Here is a 17,015-nt window from a genome sequence, read left to right on the forward strand (position 1 = left end):
CGGCAAGGATGGTTCGCGAACGGTGTCCCGCGGATCCGTAGCACTACTCAATCGGGCTCACACTGCCATAACGGACGGGCGCCGGGCGGTCGCCAACCTCGGCAGGAGCGCACCGGCGACGGCCACGACCAGCCCCGCGAGACCGAAGGCAAGCGCAATCGGCAGCCAGGTCAAGGTGCCGAGCAGACACAGGAAGAACAAGACGGTCGCGGGCACCCCGGCCAGTACCCCGCGCGTCAGCTGGATGGGGGCGGCGGCGCCGTCCAGCCGGTGGGTGAACGCGGTCAGCACACACGCGAGCACGGGGAAGGTGGCCAGCACCCCGGCGGGTCCCGCGCCGACCCTCGCCGCCGTCCAGCTCAGCGCGCCCACCAGGACCGCGCTGATGACGACCCGCGCCGCGAGTTCCCAGGCCGGTCCCGTGGGCGGCACGGTCACCACCCTTGTCCGGCGTTGTGCGAGGAACACGCCGATGAGTGTGACCGCGGTGAAGACCAGCGAGCACCACAACGGAGGCGACAGGAGCACGACGAGGCCACTCGTCGCAACGGTCGCGAGCGCCGACGTGGACAGGCAGACGACCCAGCCGCGGCGCCGGGCCAGCAGTCCGTAAGCAAGGCAGAAAACGAGCACGGCAGGCGTGCCGAGCAGGATGCCGCGCACCGCGACACGACCGGCTTCGGCGCCTTCGGTGCAGGCGAGGATCAGCACGAACGGACCGGAGGTGAGCGGGAGCGCGGTGAGCTGACCGCCGAGCAGATGACCCCAGCGCCGCTGGACCAGCGAGACGAACAGAACGAGGGAGGGTGTGAGCAGGACCTTCAGCAGCAGAACTTCCACATGTCCCGATGCTGCTCGACATCCCGCCGATTTTGTCTAGGAATTCACGGAGGTTTCCGCTCGCACGCCGAGTTATTATCGGTGATATCACCTTGACGCCGAGATTTCCACGAGAGGACGTCTGTGGACAGCATCGACCGCAAGCTCGTCGCCCTCCTGCTCGACGACGGCAGGCTGACCTATCAGGAGCTGGCCAAGGCGGTCCGCCTGTCGGCGAACACCACCGCCGACCGCGTCCGCAGGCTGCACTCCTCCGGCGTCATCAGCGGCTACTACGCGGCACTCGACTACGCGGCGATCGGGCGGCCACTGATCCTGATCAGCGACCTGCGGCTGCGCGAGGGCTACGACAACGCCGAGTTCCACCGGGGCCTGGCGACCATCCCGCAGGTCGTCGAGGCCTTCCGCACCACGGGCGAGTACGACTACCAGATCCGGCTCGCCTGCACCGGCACCGACGAATTCGAGCGCGTGCTGGCCACTTTGAAGGGCGAACACGGAGTGCGAGAAGTGCGCAGCAGGCTGGTTCTGCACGACATCGCCCTGCCCGGCGCCCGCATCCTGGAGACCGGGGACTGACCCCCCTGGCAAACCTGTTGCCCTTCGACCGTCCACTCCGGACACTGAGAGCCGATGGAAAACGAGCCACAATTCGAAGACGTCGTGAACCCGACCGCGGCCGAGATCACCGCCTGGGCCTACACACCGGGCGCCGAACAGCCCATGGAGGACTGGGATCTCATCCTGGCCCTCACCGACAAGGGGTTGCTGCTCGAGCTGGTCGCCGACCCGTCGTGCCCACAGCGCGAAATCCTGCTGAGCTGTCTCTACATCTACACGGGCGACGCCGTTCGCGCGCGATACCGCGCGTCCCCCGAGCGGGACCTGCTGGCGGTACTGGCGCAGGCGGAGAAGTACGACGAGCCGTGGCTCACGACCTGGGCCAAACGCACCCGCGCGCTGATGGCCGCCCCCGAGACCTTCGACTACGACGCGTGGTGCGGGGAAGGCCTGGCCCGGTCACCGGTCGACCCACCTGCGGGTGATGGACATCACCAGCGACAATGGAGGGCGTGACCGCGACCCTGAGCAAGCCCGCACTGAAGATCGGCCCCTACGAGGTCGATCCGCCGGTCGTGCTCGCGCCGATGGCCGGGATCACCAACGTCGCCTTCCGCAGGCTCTGCCAGGAGTACGGCGCGGGCATTTACGTCTGCGAGATGATCACCGCCCGCGCGGTCGTCGAACGCCACCCCGGCACCATGCACATGATGACCTTCGGGGCCGACGAGCACCCCAGGTCCATGCAGCTCTACGGCGTCGACCCGAAGACCATGCGCGAGGCCGTCAAGATCATCACCGGCGAGGGTCTCGCCGACCACATCGACAGCAACTTCGGCTGCCCGGTCGCGAAGGTGACCCGCAAGGGCGGCGGCGCGGCGCTGCCGTTCAAGCGGAAGCTGTTCGCCGACATCGTCCGTGAATCCGCGAAGGCGGCCGACGAAGCCGGCGTGCCGTTCACCGTGAAGTTCCGGGTCGGCATCGACGACGACCACCTCACCTACCTCGACGCGGGCCGAATCGCCGAGGCCGAGGGCGCCGCCGCGGTCAGCCTGCACGCCCGCACCGCCGCCCAGCGCTACTCCGGGCAGGCCGACTGGTCGAAGATCGCCGCGCTCAAGGAGGCCGTCACCAGCATCCCGGTGCTCGGCAACGGCGACATCTTCAGCGCCGGCGACGCGCTGCGCATGGTCGCCGAGACCGGCTGCGACGGCGTCGTCGTCGGGCGTGGCTGCCTCGGCAGGCCGTGGCTGTTCGGCGAACTCGAAGCCGCCTTCGCGGGCCGCCCGGCGCCGACCCCGCCCAACCTCGGCGAGGTCGCCCGGGTGCTGCGCAGGCACACCGAACTGCTCGTCGAGCATGACGGCCACGACAAGGCCATGCGCGACATCCGCAAGCACATGGCCTGGTACCTGATGGGCTTCCCGGTCGGCTCCGAACTGCGCCGCGGCTTCGCCATGGTTTCGAGCATGGAGCGGCTCGACGAGCTGATCGCCCAGCTCGACCACGACGCGCCGTTCCCGACCGCGGCGGCGGGCCCGCGCGGCCGCCAGGGCTCGCCGGGCAAGGTCACGCTGCCGCACGGCTGGCTCGACGACCCGGACGACGACTGCGTCCCCGAAGCCGAAGACATGCATTCCGGCGGTTAATACCTCGACGAAAATGGGCTCGTGAAACCCGTTTCGCCATTTCGCCGTCGCAGAGCTCACGGCAGTGAAGATCACGACTGGCGAACGTGATCTGCGTCACAAATAGTAGTGAACACTCCGATTTACCGAATTCGCCACGCCAGTGGATCTCGCACAATACCCCTGGTCAAGGCTGCCGAAGCGACACTAAGTCCCGATGATCCGGAAGTCCGCAGAAAAAGCACCCGGCTTCCACAAGAATGCTTAGCAGTAGCAAGAAACGACCCTTTTGTGATGACCGTTAAGGTGACTGGCGCAAGCTTTTGCGCGAAGCGCACTATGTTCCCATGACACGTCCAGAGCGCACCGGCGCGGGCGAGGTCGGCGCGCTCCCCACGGATCCTCCCGGGTGGCGTTTCGCCTTCACGGTGTTTTCCGGTCGCTGTGTCCCGTTTTGGATCACCCTCTGGTTGACGCTGGTTCTCGGCGGGCTTGTCGCACTCGGCTGCCTCGTCGGCCCCTGGGCACCCGGCCTGCTTTCCGCTGCCGGTGGTGTCGCTGCGGGGGCTCGAGCCCTCGTCAAGGCGCGCTCCCGGAAATGAGGCGCGAAAGCCCGGCCGTGGCGACAGCCGGGTAAGGCACCAGCCGTCCGGCGTTCACCGTCGCCGCGTAGGTTCGAGGGGTGATCGAACACCTCAGCATCCCCACCGCTGCCGGCTCCTTCGACGCCATCGCCGCCGGGCCCGAGGACGGCCGTCCGGTCCTGCTGCTGCACGGATTCCCCGAGGCCGCCGTCGAATGGGAACACCAGGTCGCGACGCTGGGCGTGCTCGGCTATCGCGCGGTCGCACCCGATCAGCGCGGCTACTCGCCGGACGTCCGGCCGGAGCGGCCCGCCGAGTACGGAATCGACGCACTGGTCGGCGACGTCGTGACGATCGCGGATCAGCTCGGCTGGAACCGGTTCGACCTCGTGGGGCATGACTGGGGCGCCGCCGTCGCCTGGTGGACCGCCGACGCGCACCCGGAGCGGCTCCGCAGTCTCACCGCCGTGTCGACCCCGCATCCGGCCGCGCTCGCGGAGGCCATGAAGACCGACGAGGACCAGCATCTGCGCTCGCGCTACATGACCGAGTGGCGGCAGACCCCGCTCACCGAGCGGCGCATGCTGGAGAACGACGCCCGCGCGCTGCGGGAGATCTTCGAACGCCGAGTGCCGCAGAGCAAGGTCGACGACTACGTGCGGCGGCTGTCCGAACCGGGCGCGCTCACCGCGGCGCTGAACTGGTACCGCGCCGGGCGTCCCGGCGGGAAGATCGGCAAGATCACCGTGCCCACGATGTACGTGTGGAGTACCGAGGACGTCTCCTTCGGCTCGACGGCCGCGTTCGACACCGCGAACTGGGTCAGCGGGCCGTACCGGTTCGAGATGCTGGAGGACGTCACGCACTGGGTTCCGGAGGACGCCCCGGAGGCATTGACAACACTGCTCGTCGAACACCTCAAGGCCCGCTGACAGCTTCCACTCGAAGGGGCGAAATACGTCACGGACGACCCGTCCGGCCCTGGTTGCGGCGCGCGGCGCGGTGTTCAGTGTTCATCGTGGACACGACGACTCAGCACCAGTCCGAAGCACTCGCTACCGGTGAGGACGCATCGGCGGAGACCGAGCGGATCGTCTTCGTCACCGAAGACGGCGTCCCGACCGGCGAAACCGGCCCGAAGCTCGCCAGCCACCACGAGCACACGCGGCTGCACCTGGCGTTCTCCTGCTACATCCTGCGGCACTCCGACCAGGCGCTGCTGCTGACCCAGCGAGCGGCGTCGAAGAAGGTGTGGCCGGGTGTCTGGACCAACAGCGTGTGTGGTCACCCCGCACCGGGCGAGCCGCTCGAGGACGCCGTCCGCCGGCGGGCGGAGTACGAGATCGGCCTGCCGGTGCTGTCGGGGCTGCAGTGCGTACTGCCGTCATACCGCTACCGCACACCGCCGTTCCAGGGCATCGTCGAGAACGAGTTCTGCCCGGTGTTCGTGGCGTGGACCGACCGGGACCCCGAACCGAATCCCGAGGAGGTCGGCGGCTGGCGATGGCTCGCATGGGCCGACTACGCACGGTTGCTGCACGATCCTGAGGCTGACGTGAGTTACTGGGCGAAAGACCAGTTCGAGCAGCTCAGCGCCGTCTCACCGTTTTCGTCGTTCGAGATCGACAACTCCACTGCGTGACATTACCGGACGGGTGTCGTCCACTTGAGCGATATTCACCTTCGCCCCGTACTGATACCTCAAGAGCCGCCTCCTATACGTCGACAACCATGGGGTGGCGGAGGTGGGCGCGGTGGCCGAGGACGAGCTCCGGGGGTCACCGGAGCCGGGGGATCTGCTCAGCCTCCACGAGTCGATCGCCGGACTGCTCGCGACACAGGGGGATTGGCGGCGCGCGTACCAGCACCTCCGGTCGGCGCTGGACATCGCACGCGCCGGCAGCCTGCGCGACACCTTGACGTCGAGCTACAACCGCCGCTACCTCGACCAGTGGCTGGACGGCCTGCTCTCCGAACAGCACGGTATTTCCGCACAGCACCGGCGGCCCGAAGTAGCGGTCGCGCTGATCGATCTCGACCTGTTCAAGAATGTGAACGATACTTACGGTCACCTCGTCGGTGACCGCGTGCTGCGTCGCGTCGCCGATCTTCTGCAGGAGGAGCTGCCACCCGGCGGGTTCTGCGCCCGCTACGGCGGCGAAGAGTTCGCGCTCGTGCTGCCCGGCGTCGACGCACCGCGAGCCGTCCGCATCGTCGACGCCGCGCGCGCCCGCGTCGCGCGTTACCCCTGGTCAGAGGTTCAGCCGGGGTTGCGGGTGACGGTCAGCATCGGCATCGCCCACGAGCCGGGCACGGCCCTCGCGAGGCCTGTTTCCCCCGAGCGTCAACTGCGCTGCGCGGACACGTTGCTGTACGCGGCGAAGCGCGCAGGACGCAATAAGGTCGCCTATCGCGACCATGAAACCACTCGGGTAATTACCCACTCAGAGTAACGTAAACCGGTCATTACCCCCGTTTACCTCTCCTCACCTTCACCTGATCGCCCGCTGCTACCAGCATTTTTACGACTGACGGTGAAGAAATTCCCGGGAGGGTGTCGTCACAACCGGCGGGTATCCGTACGATAACGAAAACCCGCTACGGGACGTGTGAAAGGAGACCGTGTGCCCGACGAGCGCAACACCCCGGGGACCGGTCGCCGTTCGGAAGGCACTCCCGCCCGGGGCAGGGCAGGCAGGCGCCGGTCGATGGACACCTACGGCGGCATCAGCGTGTCCGACGTGGTCGCCCGGCACACCGGGGAACGGCCGACCTTCGCACCCGGCAGCCGTCCCGGGGACGACGCGCCCGCACACCGCCCCGAAGCCGCCGAGCCGGAGCCGGAACCCCGCAGACGCCGCGTCGCACCACCCCGTCCCGCCGTCACCCAGACACCGCCATCGCCTCGCGCGCCACGTCCGGATCAGCCGCCCGCCCAGCCAGAGCCCCCGCGTCCGCCGCGGCCGCCCCGCCCGCGGCGTCCGACAGCCGCCGCTCCCGTGCCCGGCGCCCCGCCGGAACGCAGGCCACCCGCGAACGGGGCGACGCCCCAGCAAGCGCCTCCTCAGCCACGCCGTGCCCGGCGCCCGGCGCCGCCCGCCACGGGCCAGGCGCCGGTGCCGCCACCCGCGAACGGGAAGACCGCGGTGGTTCCGGCGCCCGTTCCACCCGTTGCCAACGGCAAGGCGCCCGAGCCGGCACCACCGCGCCGGCCCCGGCCCGTACCCGCGGAACAGCCGACGAGGATGACGAAGGCGGCCAAACCGGCCGCTGCCGCCGCGACCGCCACCGGAGCGCCACCGCGGGCATCGCTGGATCCGCTGACGATGACCGACGAGATGGAGGCCATCGACGAGGCCACGCAGTACCGGCGCAAGATCGACCACACGCTCGCCCGGTTCTCCGCCGCGCACGACGAACTCGAGGCGGAGGAAGCCAAGCGCAGGGAACGCCGCGATCGGCTCACCGCCCGGCCGACCGCGTTGCTGGAGCAGACCCGCACCGCGCTGATGCGGGTGGTCGCGCCGTCCTCCTCGGCGCCCGAGCCGGAGGAACAGCCGAGCCCGCAGGAAAAAGCGCCGCAGACCCGGTTGCAGGAGAAGAAGCAGCGGCACAACGAGCGAACGCTGAAGGCCGGCCGGATCGCCGCGATCATCGTCGCCCTGCTCGTCTTCCTCAGCACCGGTATCGCCTGGGGCGCGAAGACGTGGTTCGACGCGAAGTTCAACCAGGTCAGCGCGCTCGACGAGAACTCGGCGGACATCCAGAACGCGGCCGGGCAGACCGGCGACGAGAACTTCCTCCTCGTCGGGTCGGACAGCCGTGACGGTGCCTCCGCGGAGGAGAACGTCGGCGACGCGAGCTCGATCCCCGGCGCCCGATCGGACACCGTGATGATCGCGCACATCCCCGCCGACCGTAAGCGCGTGGTCGTGGTCTCGTTCCCGCGCGACCTGGAGGTCTCGCAGCCGGAGTGCGCGAAGTGGGATCCGGCCACCAGCAAGTACAGCGAAGAGAAGTCGCCCGCGGTGAAGATCACGAAGCTGAACACCGCGTACGGCGCCGGCGGCCCGCAGTGCGTGACGCGGGTGATCCAGCAGATCACCGGCATGCGGATCAACCACTTCGTCGGCATCGACTTCAACGGCTTCAAGGCCATGGTCGACGCCGTGCACGGCGTGAACGTGCACGTCGACAAGCCGATCGACGACACCACGCTGGGCATGGTCATCTCGCAGACCGGCGACATCGACATCTCCGGGGACCAGGCGCTGAGCTATGTGCGGGCGCGGCACGTCAAGGGCGACCCGACGTCCGACTACGGCCGGATGAAGCGGCAGCAGACGTTCATCGCGTCGCTGCTGAAGAAGGTCATGTCCTCGGACGTCCTGCTCAACGCCGGGAAGCTGAGCGGCTTCATCAACGCGTTCGCGAAGGCCACCTTCGGCGAGAACCTGGGTATCGACCAGATGATGACGCTGGCGAAGTCGATGCGCGGGGTGGACCTGTCCAAGATCACCTTCATGACCGTGCCGACCACCGGGAACGCGAACTCGCGCGGCAACGAGGTACTGGTGCAGAGCCAGACTAAGTCGTTGTTCCAGGCGCTGATCGACAACAGTCCGCTGCCCGACCCCAACGCATCGGCACCGGCCGAAAGCAAGGACACCGGAACGTCCGGTACCTCACCGAAACCTGGCACGAAGAGGACGAGCAACTCGGGCTGAACCGAGGGATTCGTTAGGCGTGGTTCACGTCGGGTTCACCCAGCGATGCGGTATTCGGACAGTCTTGCCCGTAGGGTGTCCTCATGCGTGAGGCTTACCATGTCGAACTCGAACAGCTCGCCGATCACCTGGCCGGAATGTCACTGCAGGTGGCCGATGCCATGGAACGCGCGACGCGTGCGCTGCTGGAGGTCGACCTCGCACTCGCGGAGCAGGTGATCGGCGACGACGCCAAGGTCGACGACGCCCGCGCCGAATGCGAGGAACAGGCCTACGCGTTGCTCGCGCTGCAGGCCCCGGTGGCGACCGACCTGCGCACGGTGCTCGCGGCCATCCACGCGGCGGAAAGCCTGGAGCGCATGGGCGACCTCGCCCTGCACGTCGCGAAGGCCGCCCGGCGCCGTCACCCGGAGCCGGTGCTCCCGGACGCCGTGCGCGACGACTTCGCCAAGATGGGCGAGCTCGACGTCAAACTGGCGCGACGCGTGGAACAGATCATCAAGACCAAGGACGTCGCCGCCGCGAAGGACCTCGAGACCGAGGACGACGAGGTCGACGACATTCACCGCCACCTGTTCACCGTGCTGATGGACCGCGAGTGGCCGCACGGCGTCGCCGCGGCGGTGGACGTGACGCTGCTCGGCCGCTTCTACGAGCGCTTCGCCGACCACGCGGTTTCCGTGGCCCGCCGGATGATCTTCGTGGTCACCGGCAAGATGCCCGGCTACGGCACCGACGACGACATCTGATCGCCGTTTCCCGGCACGGCCCGTACCCCGTTTTCGTTGGGGTACGGGCCTTTTCATGTCCGATGGACGCAGCCCTTGGCCGACTCTCCTTGTGACAGAAGGAAAACCGATCCAAGGGCTGCATGTACGAGGCAGTGTGTCAGGTGGTGACGGTGGCCATGGGGTCGAGGCCGTAGGTGCGGGCGTAGCCGTTCTCGGTACCGACGAGCAGATCGACGACCTCGAAGTAGCGGTCCCAGAAGGGAGTCTCGCGCAGCGCGTCGATGAGGAGCTGGTAGGCGTGGTGATCGTCGGCTTCCCAGACCCAGACGTCGGTGACGCGCGCGGAGTAGAACTCGGTGTCGTAGAAGCGCGACCGGACACCGGTGGTTTTGGCCTCGATCGCGGGGAGAACCTGAGTGGTGAAGGCGTCCGCTCGTTCCCGGACACTCATCGCGAGCCATTCGGGTGTGGTCTTGACGAGCATGAACGCGGTCACCGGCGCTTCGGCTTCTTCGGTGGACATGGTGGTTCCTTTTCCGGTGCTGCGGCGGCTGTGGGTCAGGACAGGACTGCGGGCTTGAGGGTTTCGGCGCACCACTGCTCGAAGGTGGTGGGAGAGGCGGTGTCCGCGGTACGGGTGACACCGGCGTCGAGGCCGTTGTCCTTGGCCTGCTTCATGTCGGCGATGCCCTGGACGAACGTTTCGTTGAGGCCGTAGCCGACGAGAGTGGTGCGCATGTCCTCGATCGGCTCGCGCTCGTAGCGGACGGGGCGGCCCAGCTGCTCGGTCATGATGCGGGCCAGATCGTTGGGGGACAGGTCCCGCGGCCCGAGAACCGGGACGTCGTCGACGCCGGTCCAGGAGCGGTCCAGCAGCAGCCGGGCGGCGACGGCGGCGATATCGGCGACGGCGACGAGGGGTGCCTTGCGGTCGGCGTCGACGACGTCGACGAAGACGCCCTTCTCGCGGATCGAATCGACCTCCTCCAGGAGGTTTTCGAAGAAGGAGGGGTTGGCCAGCGCCCGGTAGGCGACGCCGGTTTCCGCGATGAGGTCGTCCATGGCGAGGGATGCGGTGACGAGACCGGCGCGGTCGGCGACCGGAGTGCCGCGGCCGAGCGCGGAGACGCCGACGACGTGCCCGACGCCGTGGGCGGCGAGTGCCTTCACGGCCGGGCGGGTGAAGCCGCTCCAGCCGTCCGCCGGGGTCAGCGAGGAGTCCGGCGGGACGAGCCAGAAGACGGCGTCCGCGCCCTCGAAGGCCCGGTCGACGACCTCGGTGTCGCCGTGCGAGCCGGTGATCACCTCGACGCGTTCGCGCACCCCGTCAGGGAGCCGGGCGGGGTCGCGTGCGATCACCCGCAGTTCCTCGCCGTGGGCAGGGGCGGCCTCCAGCAGCAGGGGCAGCAGGTGACGGGCGATGTTCCCCGTGGGAGCAGTGATGACGATCATGAAAACCTCGTAGGTCGTGCCGGTCGGTACGCCATGAATCCTGCTGAGACCATGGCAATGCCACAATAGGAATGTCGGCACGTAATCATTGCCTGAAATGGAATTACCCTGGTGAACAGCTCTGATCCGGTTATCGACGCCAATCTCGCCGTCGCGCTCGACGCCCTGCTGACCGAGCAGAGCGTCACGCGCGCCGCCGCCCGCCTGCGCACCTCCCCGGCAGCGATGAGCCGCACCCTCGCCCGCCTGCGCCGCGTCCTCCAAGATCCCCTCCTGGTCCGGGCCGGGCAGGCCATGGTCCCCACTCCGCGTGCGCAGGCCCTGCGCGACGAAGCCGCCGCGGTGGTGCGCAGCCTGGGAGCGCTGTTCACCCCCGGTGCCGTTGTCGACCCCGCCACCCTGCACCGCACCTTCACCCTCCAGGCCGCCGACCTGGTCGGTGCGGCGCTGGCAGGCGGTCTGCTGCGACTGACCCGGCAAGAAGCGCCGGGGATCTCGTTGCGGTTCCGGGCCGAGGAGCTGGAGGCCGGACCGGCGCTGCGCGACGGCCGGATCGACCTGGAGATCGGCTCCATCGACCACGTCGATCCCGAAACCCAGGTCGAAAAGCTGTGCACCCTGCGAATGGTGGCCGCCGTCCGGCCCGGTCATCCCCTGACCGAGGAGCCCCTGACCCCGGCCCGGCTCGCTGCCGCCGACCACGTCGCGGTCAGCCGCCGCGGCCGGTTCACCGGCCCCCTCGACATCGCACTGGGCGAGCACGACCTTCGCCGGCGGGTCGCCGTCGTCCTCCCCAGCCATCTGGCCGCGATGGCCCTCGCCGCCCGCAGCGACGTCGTCTGCCTGGTCCCCGCGGCACCCTCCGGCGCGACTCCGTCACCCCTCACCGCCGACGCCACCGCCCTCGGCCTGCGCCTCCTCGACATCCCTCTGCCGTTGCCGCCAGTGACCATCGGGATGGCCTGGCATCCCCGCCAAGCCGCCGACGGAGCCCACCGCTGGCTCCGCGACGCCGTTCGCCGGGCACTTCGGGTACCCGGAAGGTCGGCTGCCTGACGCGTCCAGGACTCCCGTCTGTCCTTTGTGGATGATCGCAGCGTTCGGCGTGACCCGGAGTACGGCTCATGGAGTGGAGAGCGCACGTCTCGAACGTGCCGTTCGCGACGCTCAACGTCCCCAATTACGCTTTCGGGACATCGATGGAGCGGCCGGAAAGTGTTGGGGGTAAAGAGACGTGGGGGCCTCCTCGAGGGATCCAGAATCCCTTGAGGAGGCCCCCACGGACCGAAAGAGAACGATCAGCCGAAGCGACCCGAGATGTAGTCCTCGGTGGCCTTCTCGTTCGGGTTGGAGAAGATCTTCTCCGTGTCGTTCAGCTCCACGAGGCGCCCCGGCTGGCCGACCCCGGCGAGGTTGAAGAACGCCGTCTGGTCGGAAACCCGCGCCGCCTGCTGCATGTTGTGCGTGACGATGACGATCGTGTAGTCCTTCTTCAGCTCGCCGATCAGGTCCTCGATCGCGAGCGTCGAGATCGGGTCGAGCGCGGAGCACGGTTCGTCCATCAGCAGCACGTCCGGCTGCACCGCGATCGCCCGCGCGATGCACAGACGCTGCTGCTGCCCGCCGGAGAGGCCGCCGCCCGGCTTGTTCAGCCGGTCCTTGACCTCGTTCCACAGGTTCGCGCCGCGCAGTGCCCGCTCGGCGATCTCGTCGAGCTGCTTGCGGTTGTTCGAGCCCGCCAGCTTCAGCCCGGCCACCACGTTGTCCTTGATGGACATGGTGGGGAACGGGTTCGGCCGCTGGAACACCATGCCGATGGTGCGGCGCACCTGCACGGGGTCCACAGAGGACGCGTAGATGTTTTCGCCGTCCAACAGCACTTCGCCGTCGACGCGCGCGCCGGGGATGACCTCGTGCATCCGGTTCAGCGTGCGCAGCACGGTCGACTTGCCACACCCCGACGGCCCGATGAACGCGGTGACGTTACGCGGCGGCACCGCCAGCGTGACGCTGTCCACGGCATGGAACTTGCCGTAGTAGATGTCCAGGTCCTTGACGTCGATTCGCTTGGCCATGACTCACTTCTTCTTCGGGGCGACGATGCGGGAAAAGACCGTGGCGAGCAGGTTGATCAGCGCGATGATGAGCACCAGTGTCAGCGCCGCGCCCCAGATCCGGTCGTAGCCGACGCTGCCGGGGTTCATCGAGTTGGTGACGCGCTCGTTGTTCATCAGCAGCGGCAGCGAAGCCTGTTCGCCGTTGAAGATGTCCCAGTGCACGAAGGCCGAATAACCGACCAGCACCAGCAGGGGCGCGGTCTCACCCATGACGCGGGCGAGCGCCATCATCACACCGCCGATGATGCCGGACAACGCGGTCGGCAGCACGATCTTCATGATCGTCTTCCACTTGGGGACGCCGAGCGCGTACGAGGCCTCACGCAGATCGTCCGGGACGATCCGCAGCATTTCCTCCGAGGACCGCACGACCACCGGGATCATCAGCAGCACCAAGGCGAGCGACACCGCGAACCCGCTGCGCGGCAGGCCGAGCGTGGTGACCCACAGCGCGTAGATGAACAGAGCGGCCACAATGGACGGAACACCGGAGAGGATGTCCACCATGAACGTGGTGATCTTGGCGAGCTTGCCGCGGCCGTACTCGACGAGGTAGATCGCGACGAGCATGCCCAGCGGCACCGCGATGATCGCGCACACCACGCCTTGCAGCAGGGTGCCGATGATCGCGTGCAGCACACCGCCGCCGACCTCGTCCGAGAGCACCTCGCCGAAGTCCTGGGTCCACCAGTTCGAGAACGGGATCCGCCTGATGCCGTTGGCGATCACGGTGTAGAGCACCCACACCAGCGGCACCACGGCGACGAGGAACGACAGCCACACCAGCACGGTGGCGAACCCGTTCTTCGCCTTGCGTTTCAGGCTGACCTGCTGGAAAGCCGGGGCGGTGGCAGGCTTTTCGAGCGTGGAAGCCGACATGCTCATGCCCCCTTCTTCCCGATGATCGCGCGGGCCGCGAAGTTGACGATGAAGGTGAGCAGGAACAACACGAGCCCGGCCGCGATGTACGCACCGGCGGACGTCGCGTTGTTGAACTCGCTGTAGTTCGCCGCGATCTTCGAGGCGAACGTCGCACCGCCGTCGAACACGCTCCAGGTGAAGAAGCGGCCGACCGGGATGAGCAGGATGACGGCGAGCGCGATGGTCTCACCCAGCGCGCGCCCGAGCCCCAGCATCGAGGCGCCGATGTACCCGGCCTTGCCGAACGGCAGGACGGTGGTGCGGATGACCTCCCAGCGCGTGGCGCCGAGCGCGAGCGCGCCCTCGATGTGCGCTGTCGGAGTCCGCTCGAAGACCTCGCGAGTCAGCGAGGTGATGATCGGCAGCAACATCACCGCGAGCACCACGCCCGCGGTGAAGATCGTGCCGCGCACGCTCGGCGCGACGTTGCCGGGCGCGAAGAACGGGATCCAGGAGAAGGTGTCGTTCACCCACTGCGCGAACGGCTCGATCGCCGGTGCCAGCACGAGAATGCCCCAGAGACCGAAGATGATCGACGGCACCGCGGCCAGCAGATCGATGATGTAGGCGAACGGCCGCGCGAGCTTCTTCGGCGCGTACTGCGTCAGGAAGAGCGCGATCCCCAGGGAGACCGGCATCGCGATGATCATCGCGACCACCGACGTCGCGATGGTCACCTCGAGCAGATCGAGGATGCCGAAGGACATGTTGGCCGGATCGTTGGTCGTCCAGCCCTTCGAGAACAGGAAGCTGGCCTTGTCGGCCCGCAGCGCCGGGATGGCCTGCACGAGGAGGAAGAGCCCGATCAGACCGATCAGGATCACCACGAACAGACCGGCGCCGGTGGTCAGGTTCTTGAAGATGCGGTCACCGGGCCGCACCTTGCCGCGTGGGGTACCCGCGGGCTCACTGGCCGGCGGGGCGGATTTGTCCGAAATCGGGTCCTCCGGAGGCGTGTGGAGGGACGACGAACGCCCACCGGGGTCACCGGTGGGCGTTCGCGTCGAAGACGAGTCACTCATCGACTGTTTTACCAATCCGACCGAAAGTAGGCGGACACGGTCCGCAGCCGACTGGCTCGTAGATACCCATTTCCGCCGTGGCTGCGGTCGGATTGGTAACGAACGGCACGGTAGTCCAGCCTGTGTCTAGTAGTCACACCGGGCACGGCGGCCGTGATCAGGCGATCGCCTTGGCGGCGGTAAGCACCTTGTCCTGCAGGCTCTGCGGGATCGGCACGTAGCCCTTCTCCGACAGCGGCTTCTGCCCGTCGGTGGCCGACACGGTCAGGAACGCCTTGACGGCCTTCGCGACGTTGGCGTCCGCGTACTTCGAGCAGACGATCTCGTAGGTGGTCAGCAGCAGCGGGTAGGCACCCGGGGTGTTGCTGGCGTAGATCGCGTTCAGGTCGAGCGCGAGGTCGTTGCTGCCCTCCTTGAGGAACTTGGCGGCGTCCAGCGACTTCGCCACGTTCGCCGCGTTCAGCTCGACGCCGCCGGAGCCGCTGTCGATCAGGGCCGGGGTGAGCCCGTCCTTGGCGAACGCGCCCTCGACGTAGGTGATGGCGCCGTCGCCTGCCTTGACCGCGGTGGCGACACCGTTCGAGCCCTGCGCCCCGTTGCCGACGCCGCCCTTGAAGGTCTTGCCGGCGCCCTGCTTCCAGACGTCCTTGGCGGCCGCGCCGAGGTACTTCTGGAAGTTGTCGGTGGTGCCCGACTCCTCGGAGCGGGAAACGACCTGGATAGGCTTGTCCGGCAGGTTCAGGCTCTCGTTGCCCTTGATGGCCTTGATGGCCGGGTCGTTCCAGTTCTTGATGCCACCGTTGAAGATCTTGGCGATGACCGTCGGGGTCAGGGTCAGCTTGTCGACGCCCTTGAGGTTGTAGGCGACCGCGACCGGCCCGACCACGAGCGGGATGTTCCACGCCTCGCCACCGCAACGCTTCTGCGCGGCCTCGGCGTCGGCGCCGGTGACCGGGGAGTCCGAACCACCGAAGTCGACCTGGTTGGCGTTGAACTGCTTGACACCGGCGCCCGAGCCGCTGGCGGTGTAGTTGACCTGCTGGCCGGAGCACTTCTTGCCGTACTGCTGCTTGAAGATCTCGACGGCCTTGTCCTGCGCCGTCGAGCCCTCACCGGACAGCGGGCTCTTCCCGCCGCAGTCGACCTGGGCGGTTCCGGTGGCGGCAGGCGCCGAAGCCGAGTTCGAGCCGCTCTTGTTCGCCGCGGGGTCGGAACCACACGCGGTGAGCACGAGAGCGGCGCTCGCCACGATGCCGATCGCACCCAGGGGCCGCATGATCTTCACTGCATTTCCTCCACTAGGAGTCTTGCGGAACCGGCGGGCCGGTGCGCCCGCGCCGGATCCGGACATTAGGCAGCCCCGGTGGACAGGCGGTCCTTTCCAGGTGAACGAAAAGTGAACAACGCCGCCGATGTGAGCAGTGCTACTAGTCCGTGTGAGTGCCGTGTCACAGCCGTGACCTGGGCGTCCGCTCTTCGTAATGGATTAATCGCAAAGCGTTCTTGCTGTTCACAGTCCGTACTGGACGTCGGTCTCGAAGCGCGTGAACCCGAGCTTCGTGTAGACCGCGAGCGCCGGGGCGTTGTCACCCTCGACGTACAAGATCACCTGACGCAGTCCGCGCGCCGCGAGGTACCGCAGTCCGGCCAGCGTGAGTGCCTTCCCGAGCCCGCCGCCCTGCGCCCCAGGATCGACGCCGACGACGTACACCTCGCCGACCGGCTCGCCGCCGAAGCGGCCCGGCACCGGCTCGTGCACCTTCGTCCAATGGAAGCCGATGATCTCGGCGGCTTCGTTCTCGGCGAGGAAGAAGCCGTCCGCGTCGAACCACGGCTGTTTCTCCTCGGCACGGACCTCGTCGGCGGTGAGCGCGCCCTGCTCGGGGTGCCAGTCGAAGGCGCGGGCGTTGACCGCGACCAGCGCATCCTCGTCGTCGCCGGGGACGAACGTCCGCAGCTTGACGCCGTCGCGGAGCGTCGGCTCGGGCCAGTCGGCCTTCGCGACGTCGGCGTGCAGGATGAGCAGCTCGCGGGTCCGCCCGAGTCCCAGCCGCTCGGCGATCTTCGCTGCGCCGGGGTGGTCACCGTGGGCCCACACGCGGAAGCCCTCGGCGGCGTGCTTCTTGACCTCTTGCGCCAGCGCGAGGCCGTAACCATGGCGGCGATGCGCGGGATGGACGATCAGCTCGGCGACCTGACGACCGTGCGCATCGCCGTCGGTGTCGAGGTGGACGTACCCGACGGGCATGCCGTCGATGCGGGCGAGCAGGTGTTCCCCGCCCTCGAACTCCCGCGGCAGCGATCCATCCGCGGAGACCTCGGGCCGCCCGTCGGCCTCCTTCGCCGCCAGCAGGATCTCCCGCACCGCGACGTCGTCCCGCTCTTCACTCCACCCAGACAGCTCCATGGCTCCCACTGAACTCTCGCCGAAA

General features: G+C 68.0%; 17 protein-coding genes. 9 read left to right on the forward strand and 8 right to left on the reverse strand.

The features are described 5' to 3' along the window. Positions 1-57: 57 nt before the first annotated feature. Complete coding sequence (locus ACFW0G_RS20635) at positions 58-840, reverse strand: hypothetical protein (RefSeq protein ID WP_378326949.1); 783 nt, start codon at positions 838-840, stop codon at positions 58-60. A 123-nt stretch (positions 841-963) separates the two neighbouring features. Here ACFW0G_RS20635 and ACFW0G_RS20640 point away from each other — a divergent pair, with 123 nt between their 5' ends. From ACFW0G_RS20640 to phoU, 8 genes are all read left to right on the forward strand, one after another. Beyond that, complete coding sequence (locus ACFW0G_RS20640) at positions 964-1,419, forward strand: Lrp/AsnC family transcriptional regulator (RefSeq protein WP_378326950.1); 456 nt, start codon at positions 964-966, stop codon at positions 1,417-1,419. A gap of 54 nt (positions 1,420-1,473) precedes the next feature. Continuing rightward, positions 1,474-1,917, forward strand: coding sequence for a hypothetical protein (locus ACFW0G_RS20645; protein ID WP_378326951.1), 444 nt, complete (start codon positions 1,474-1,476; stop codon positions 1,915-1,917). Beyond that, positions 1,905-3,050, forward strand: a complete 1,146-nt coding sequence (gene dusB, locus ACFW0G_RS20650) for a tRNA dihydrouridine synthase DusB (protein ID WP_378326952.1) — start codon at positions 1,905-1,907, stop codon at positions 3,048-3,050. Before ACFW0G_RS20645 ends, dusB begins: the two co-directional genes overlap by 13 nt. Before the next feature lie 661 nt (positions 3,051-3,711). After that, positions 3,712-4,545: an alpha/beta fold hydrolase gene (locus tag ACFW0G_RS20655; protein WP_378326953.1), complete on the forward strand. Its 834-nt coding sequence runs from the start codon at positions 3,712-3,714 to the stop codon at positions 4,543-4,545. An 86-nt stretch (positions 4,546-4,631) separates the two neighbouring features. Next, positions 4,632-5,255 carry an isopentenyl-diphosphate Delta-isomerase gene (gene idi, locus ACFW0G_RS20660; RefSeq protein WP_378326954.1) on the forward strand — a complete coding sequence of 208 codons (624 nt, stop codon included), beginning with the start codon at positions 4,632-4,634 and terminating at the stop codon, positions 5,253-5,255. A 94-nt stretch (positions 5,256-5,349) separates the two neighbouring features. Continuing rightward, complete coding sequence (locus ACFW0G_RS20665; RefSeq protein ID WP_378326955.1) at positions 5,350-6,066, forward strand: GGDEF domain-containing protein; 717 nt, start codon at positions 5,350-5,352, stop codon at positions 6,064-6,066. An 873-nt stretch (positions 6,067-6,939) separates the two neighbouring features. Then, complete coding sequence (locus ACFW0G_RS20670) at positions 6,940-8,340, forward strand: LCP family protein (RefSeq protein ID WP_378327003.1); 1,401 nt, start codon at positions 6,940-6,942, stop codon at positions 8,338-8,340. Between the two features lie 83 nt (positions 8,341-8,423). Further along, positions 8,424-9,089 carry a phosphate signaling complex protein PhoU gene (gene phoU / locus ACFW0G_RS20675; RefSeq protein ID WP_378326956.1) on the forward strand — a complete coding sequence of 222 codons (666 nt, stop codon included), beginning with the start codon at positions 8,424-8,426 and terminating at the stop codon, positions 9,087-9,089. A gap of 139 nt (positions 9,090-9,228) precedes the next feature. Here phoU and ACFW0G_RS20680 read toward each other — a convergent pair whose 3' ends face one another. Together ACFW0G_RS20680 and ACFW0G_RS20685 are read right to left on the reverse strand one after the other, a co-directional pair. Beyond that, positions 9,229-9,594 carry a darcynin family protein gene (locus ACFW0G_RS20680; protein WP_378326957.1) on the reverse strand — a complete coding sequence of 122 codons (366 nt, stop codon included), beginning with the start codon at positions 9,592-9,594 and terminating at the stop codon, positions 9,229-9,231. 35 nt (positions 9,595-9,629) lie between these two features. Then, complete coding sequence (locus ACFW0G_RS20685) at positions 9,630-10,523, reverse strand: NAD(P)H-binding protein (protein WP_378326958.1); 894 nt, start codon at positions 10,521-10,523, stop codon at positions 9,630-9,632. A gap of 111 nt (positions 10,524-10,634) precedes the next feature. On the opposite strand from ACFW0G_RS20685, the gene ACFW0G_RS20690 reads away from it, so the two are divergent. After that, positions 10,635-11,579 carry a LysR family transcriptional regulator gene (locus ACFW0G_RS20690; protein ID WP_378326959.1) on the forward strand — a complete coding sequence of 315 codons (945 nt, stop codon included), beginning with the start codon at positions 10,635-10,637 and terminating at the stop codon, positions 11,577-11,579. A 242-nt stretch (positions 11,580-11,821) separates the two neighbouring features. Here ACFW0G_RS20690 and pstB read toward each other — a convergent pair whose 3' ends face one another. The 5 genes from pstB to mshD all read right to left on the reverse strand — a co-directional run bounded on the left by pstB (position 11,822) and on the right by mshD (position 16,990). After that, positions 11,822-12,598 (reverse strand): phosphate ABC transporter ATP-binding protein PstB, encoded by a 777-nt coding sequence (gene pstB / locus ACFW0G_RS20695; protein ID WP_378326960.1) that lies wholly within the window; start codon positions 12,596-12,598, stop codon positions 11,822-11,824. A gap of 3 nt (positions 12,599-12,601) precedes the next feature. Beyond that, positions 12,602-13,519 carry a phosphate ABC transporter permease PstA gene (gene pstA / locus ACFW0G_RS20700; protein WP_378327004.1) on the reverse strand — a complete coding sequence of 306 codons (918 nt, stop codon included), beginning with the start codon at positions 13,517-13,519 and terminating at the stop codon, positions 12,602-12,604. Between the two features lie 2 nt (positions 13,520-13,521). Further along, positions 13,522-14,442, reverse strand: a complete 921-nt coding sequence (pstC, locus tag ACFW0G_RS20705; RefSeq protein ID WP_378327005.1) for a phosphate ABC transporter permease subunit PstC — start codon at positions 14,440-14,442, stop codon at positions 13,522-13,524. A 298-nt stretch (positions 14,443-14,740) separates the two neighbouring features. Then, positions 14,741-15,868, reverse strand: coding sequence for a phosphate ABC transporter substrate-binding protein PstS (pstS, locus tag ACFW0G_RS20710; RefSeq protein WP_378326961.1), 1,128 nt, complete (start codon positions 15,866-15,868; stop codon positions 14,741-14,743). 225 nt (positions 15,869-16,093) lie between these two features. After that, positions 16,094-16,990 carry a mycothiol synthase gene (gene mshD / locus ACFW0G_RS20715; RefSeq protein ID WP_378326962.1) on the reverse strand — a complete coding sequence of 299 codons (897 nt, stop codon included), beginning with the start codon at positions 16,988-16,990 and terminating at the stop codon, positions 16,094-16,096. Between the last annotated feature and the right edge of the window lie 25 nt (positions 16,991-17,015).

The organism is Amycolatopsis sp. NPDC058986, assembly GCF_042741125.1.
Taxonomy (GTDB): Bacteria; Actinomycetota; Actinomycetes; order Mycobacteriales; family Pseudonocardiaceae; genus Amycolatopsis.

What these genes read in the sequence shown, in the direction of transcription:
- ACFW0G_RS20645 (WP_378326951.1), top strand. Translation starts at nt 1,474, where the DNA reads ATGGAAAACGAGCCACAATTCGAAGACGTCGTGAACCCGACCGCGGCC.
- dusB (WP_378326952.1), top strand. Translation starts at nt 1,905, where the DNA reads ATGGAGGGCGTGACCGCGACCCTGAGCAAGCCCGCACTGAAGATCGGC.
- ACFW0G_RS20670 (WP_378327003.1), top strand. Translation starts at nt 6,940, where the DNA reads ATGACCGACGAGATGGAGGCCATCGACGAGGCCACGCAGTACCGGCGC.
- phoU (WP_378326956.1), top strand. Translation starts at nt 8,424, where the DNA reads ATGCGTGAGGCTTACCATGTCGAACTCGAACAGCTCGCCGATCACCTG.
- ACFW0G_RS20680 (WP_378326957.1), bottom strand. Translation starts at nt 9,594, where the DNA reads ATGTCCACCGAAGAAGCCGAAGCGCCGGTGACCGCGTTCATGCTCGTC.
- ACFW0G_RS20685 (WP_378326958.1), bottom strand. Translation starts at nt 10,523, where the DNA reads ATGATCGTCATCACTGCTCCCACGGGGAACATCGCCCGTCACCTGCTG.
- pstB (WP_378326960.1), bottom strand. Translation starts at nt 12,598, where the DNA reads ATGGCCAAGCGAATCGACGTCAAGGACCTGGACATCTACTACGGCAAG.
- pstA (WP_378327004.1), bottom strand. Translation starts at nt 13,519, where the DNA reads ATGTCGGCTTCCACGCTCGAAAAGCCTGCCACCGCCCCGGCTTTCCAG.
- mshD (WP_378326962.1), bottom strand. Translation starts at nt 16,990, where the DNA reads ATGGAGCTGTCTGGGTGGAGTGAAGAGCGGGACGACGTCGCGGTGCGG.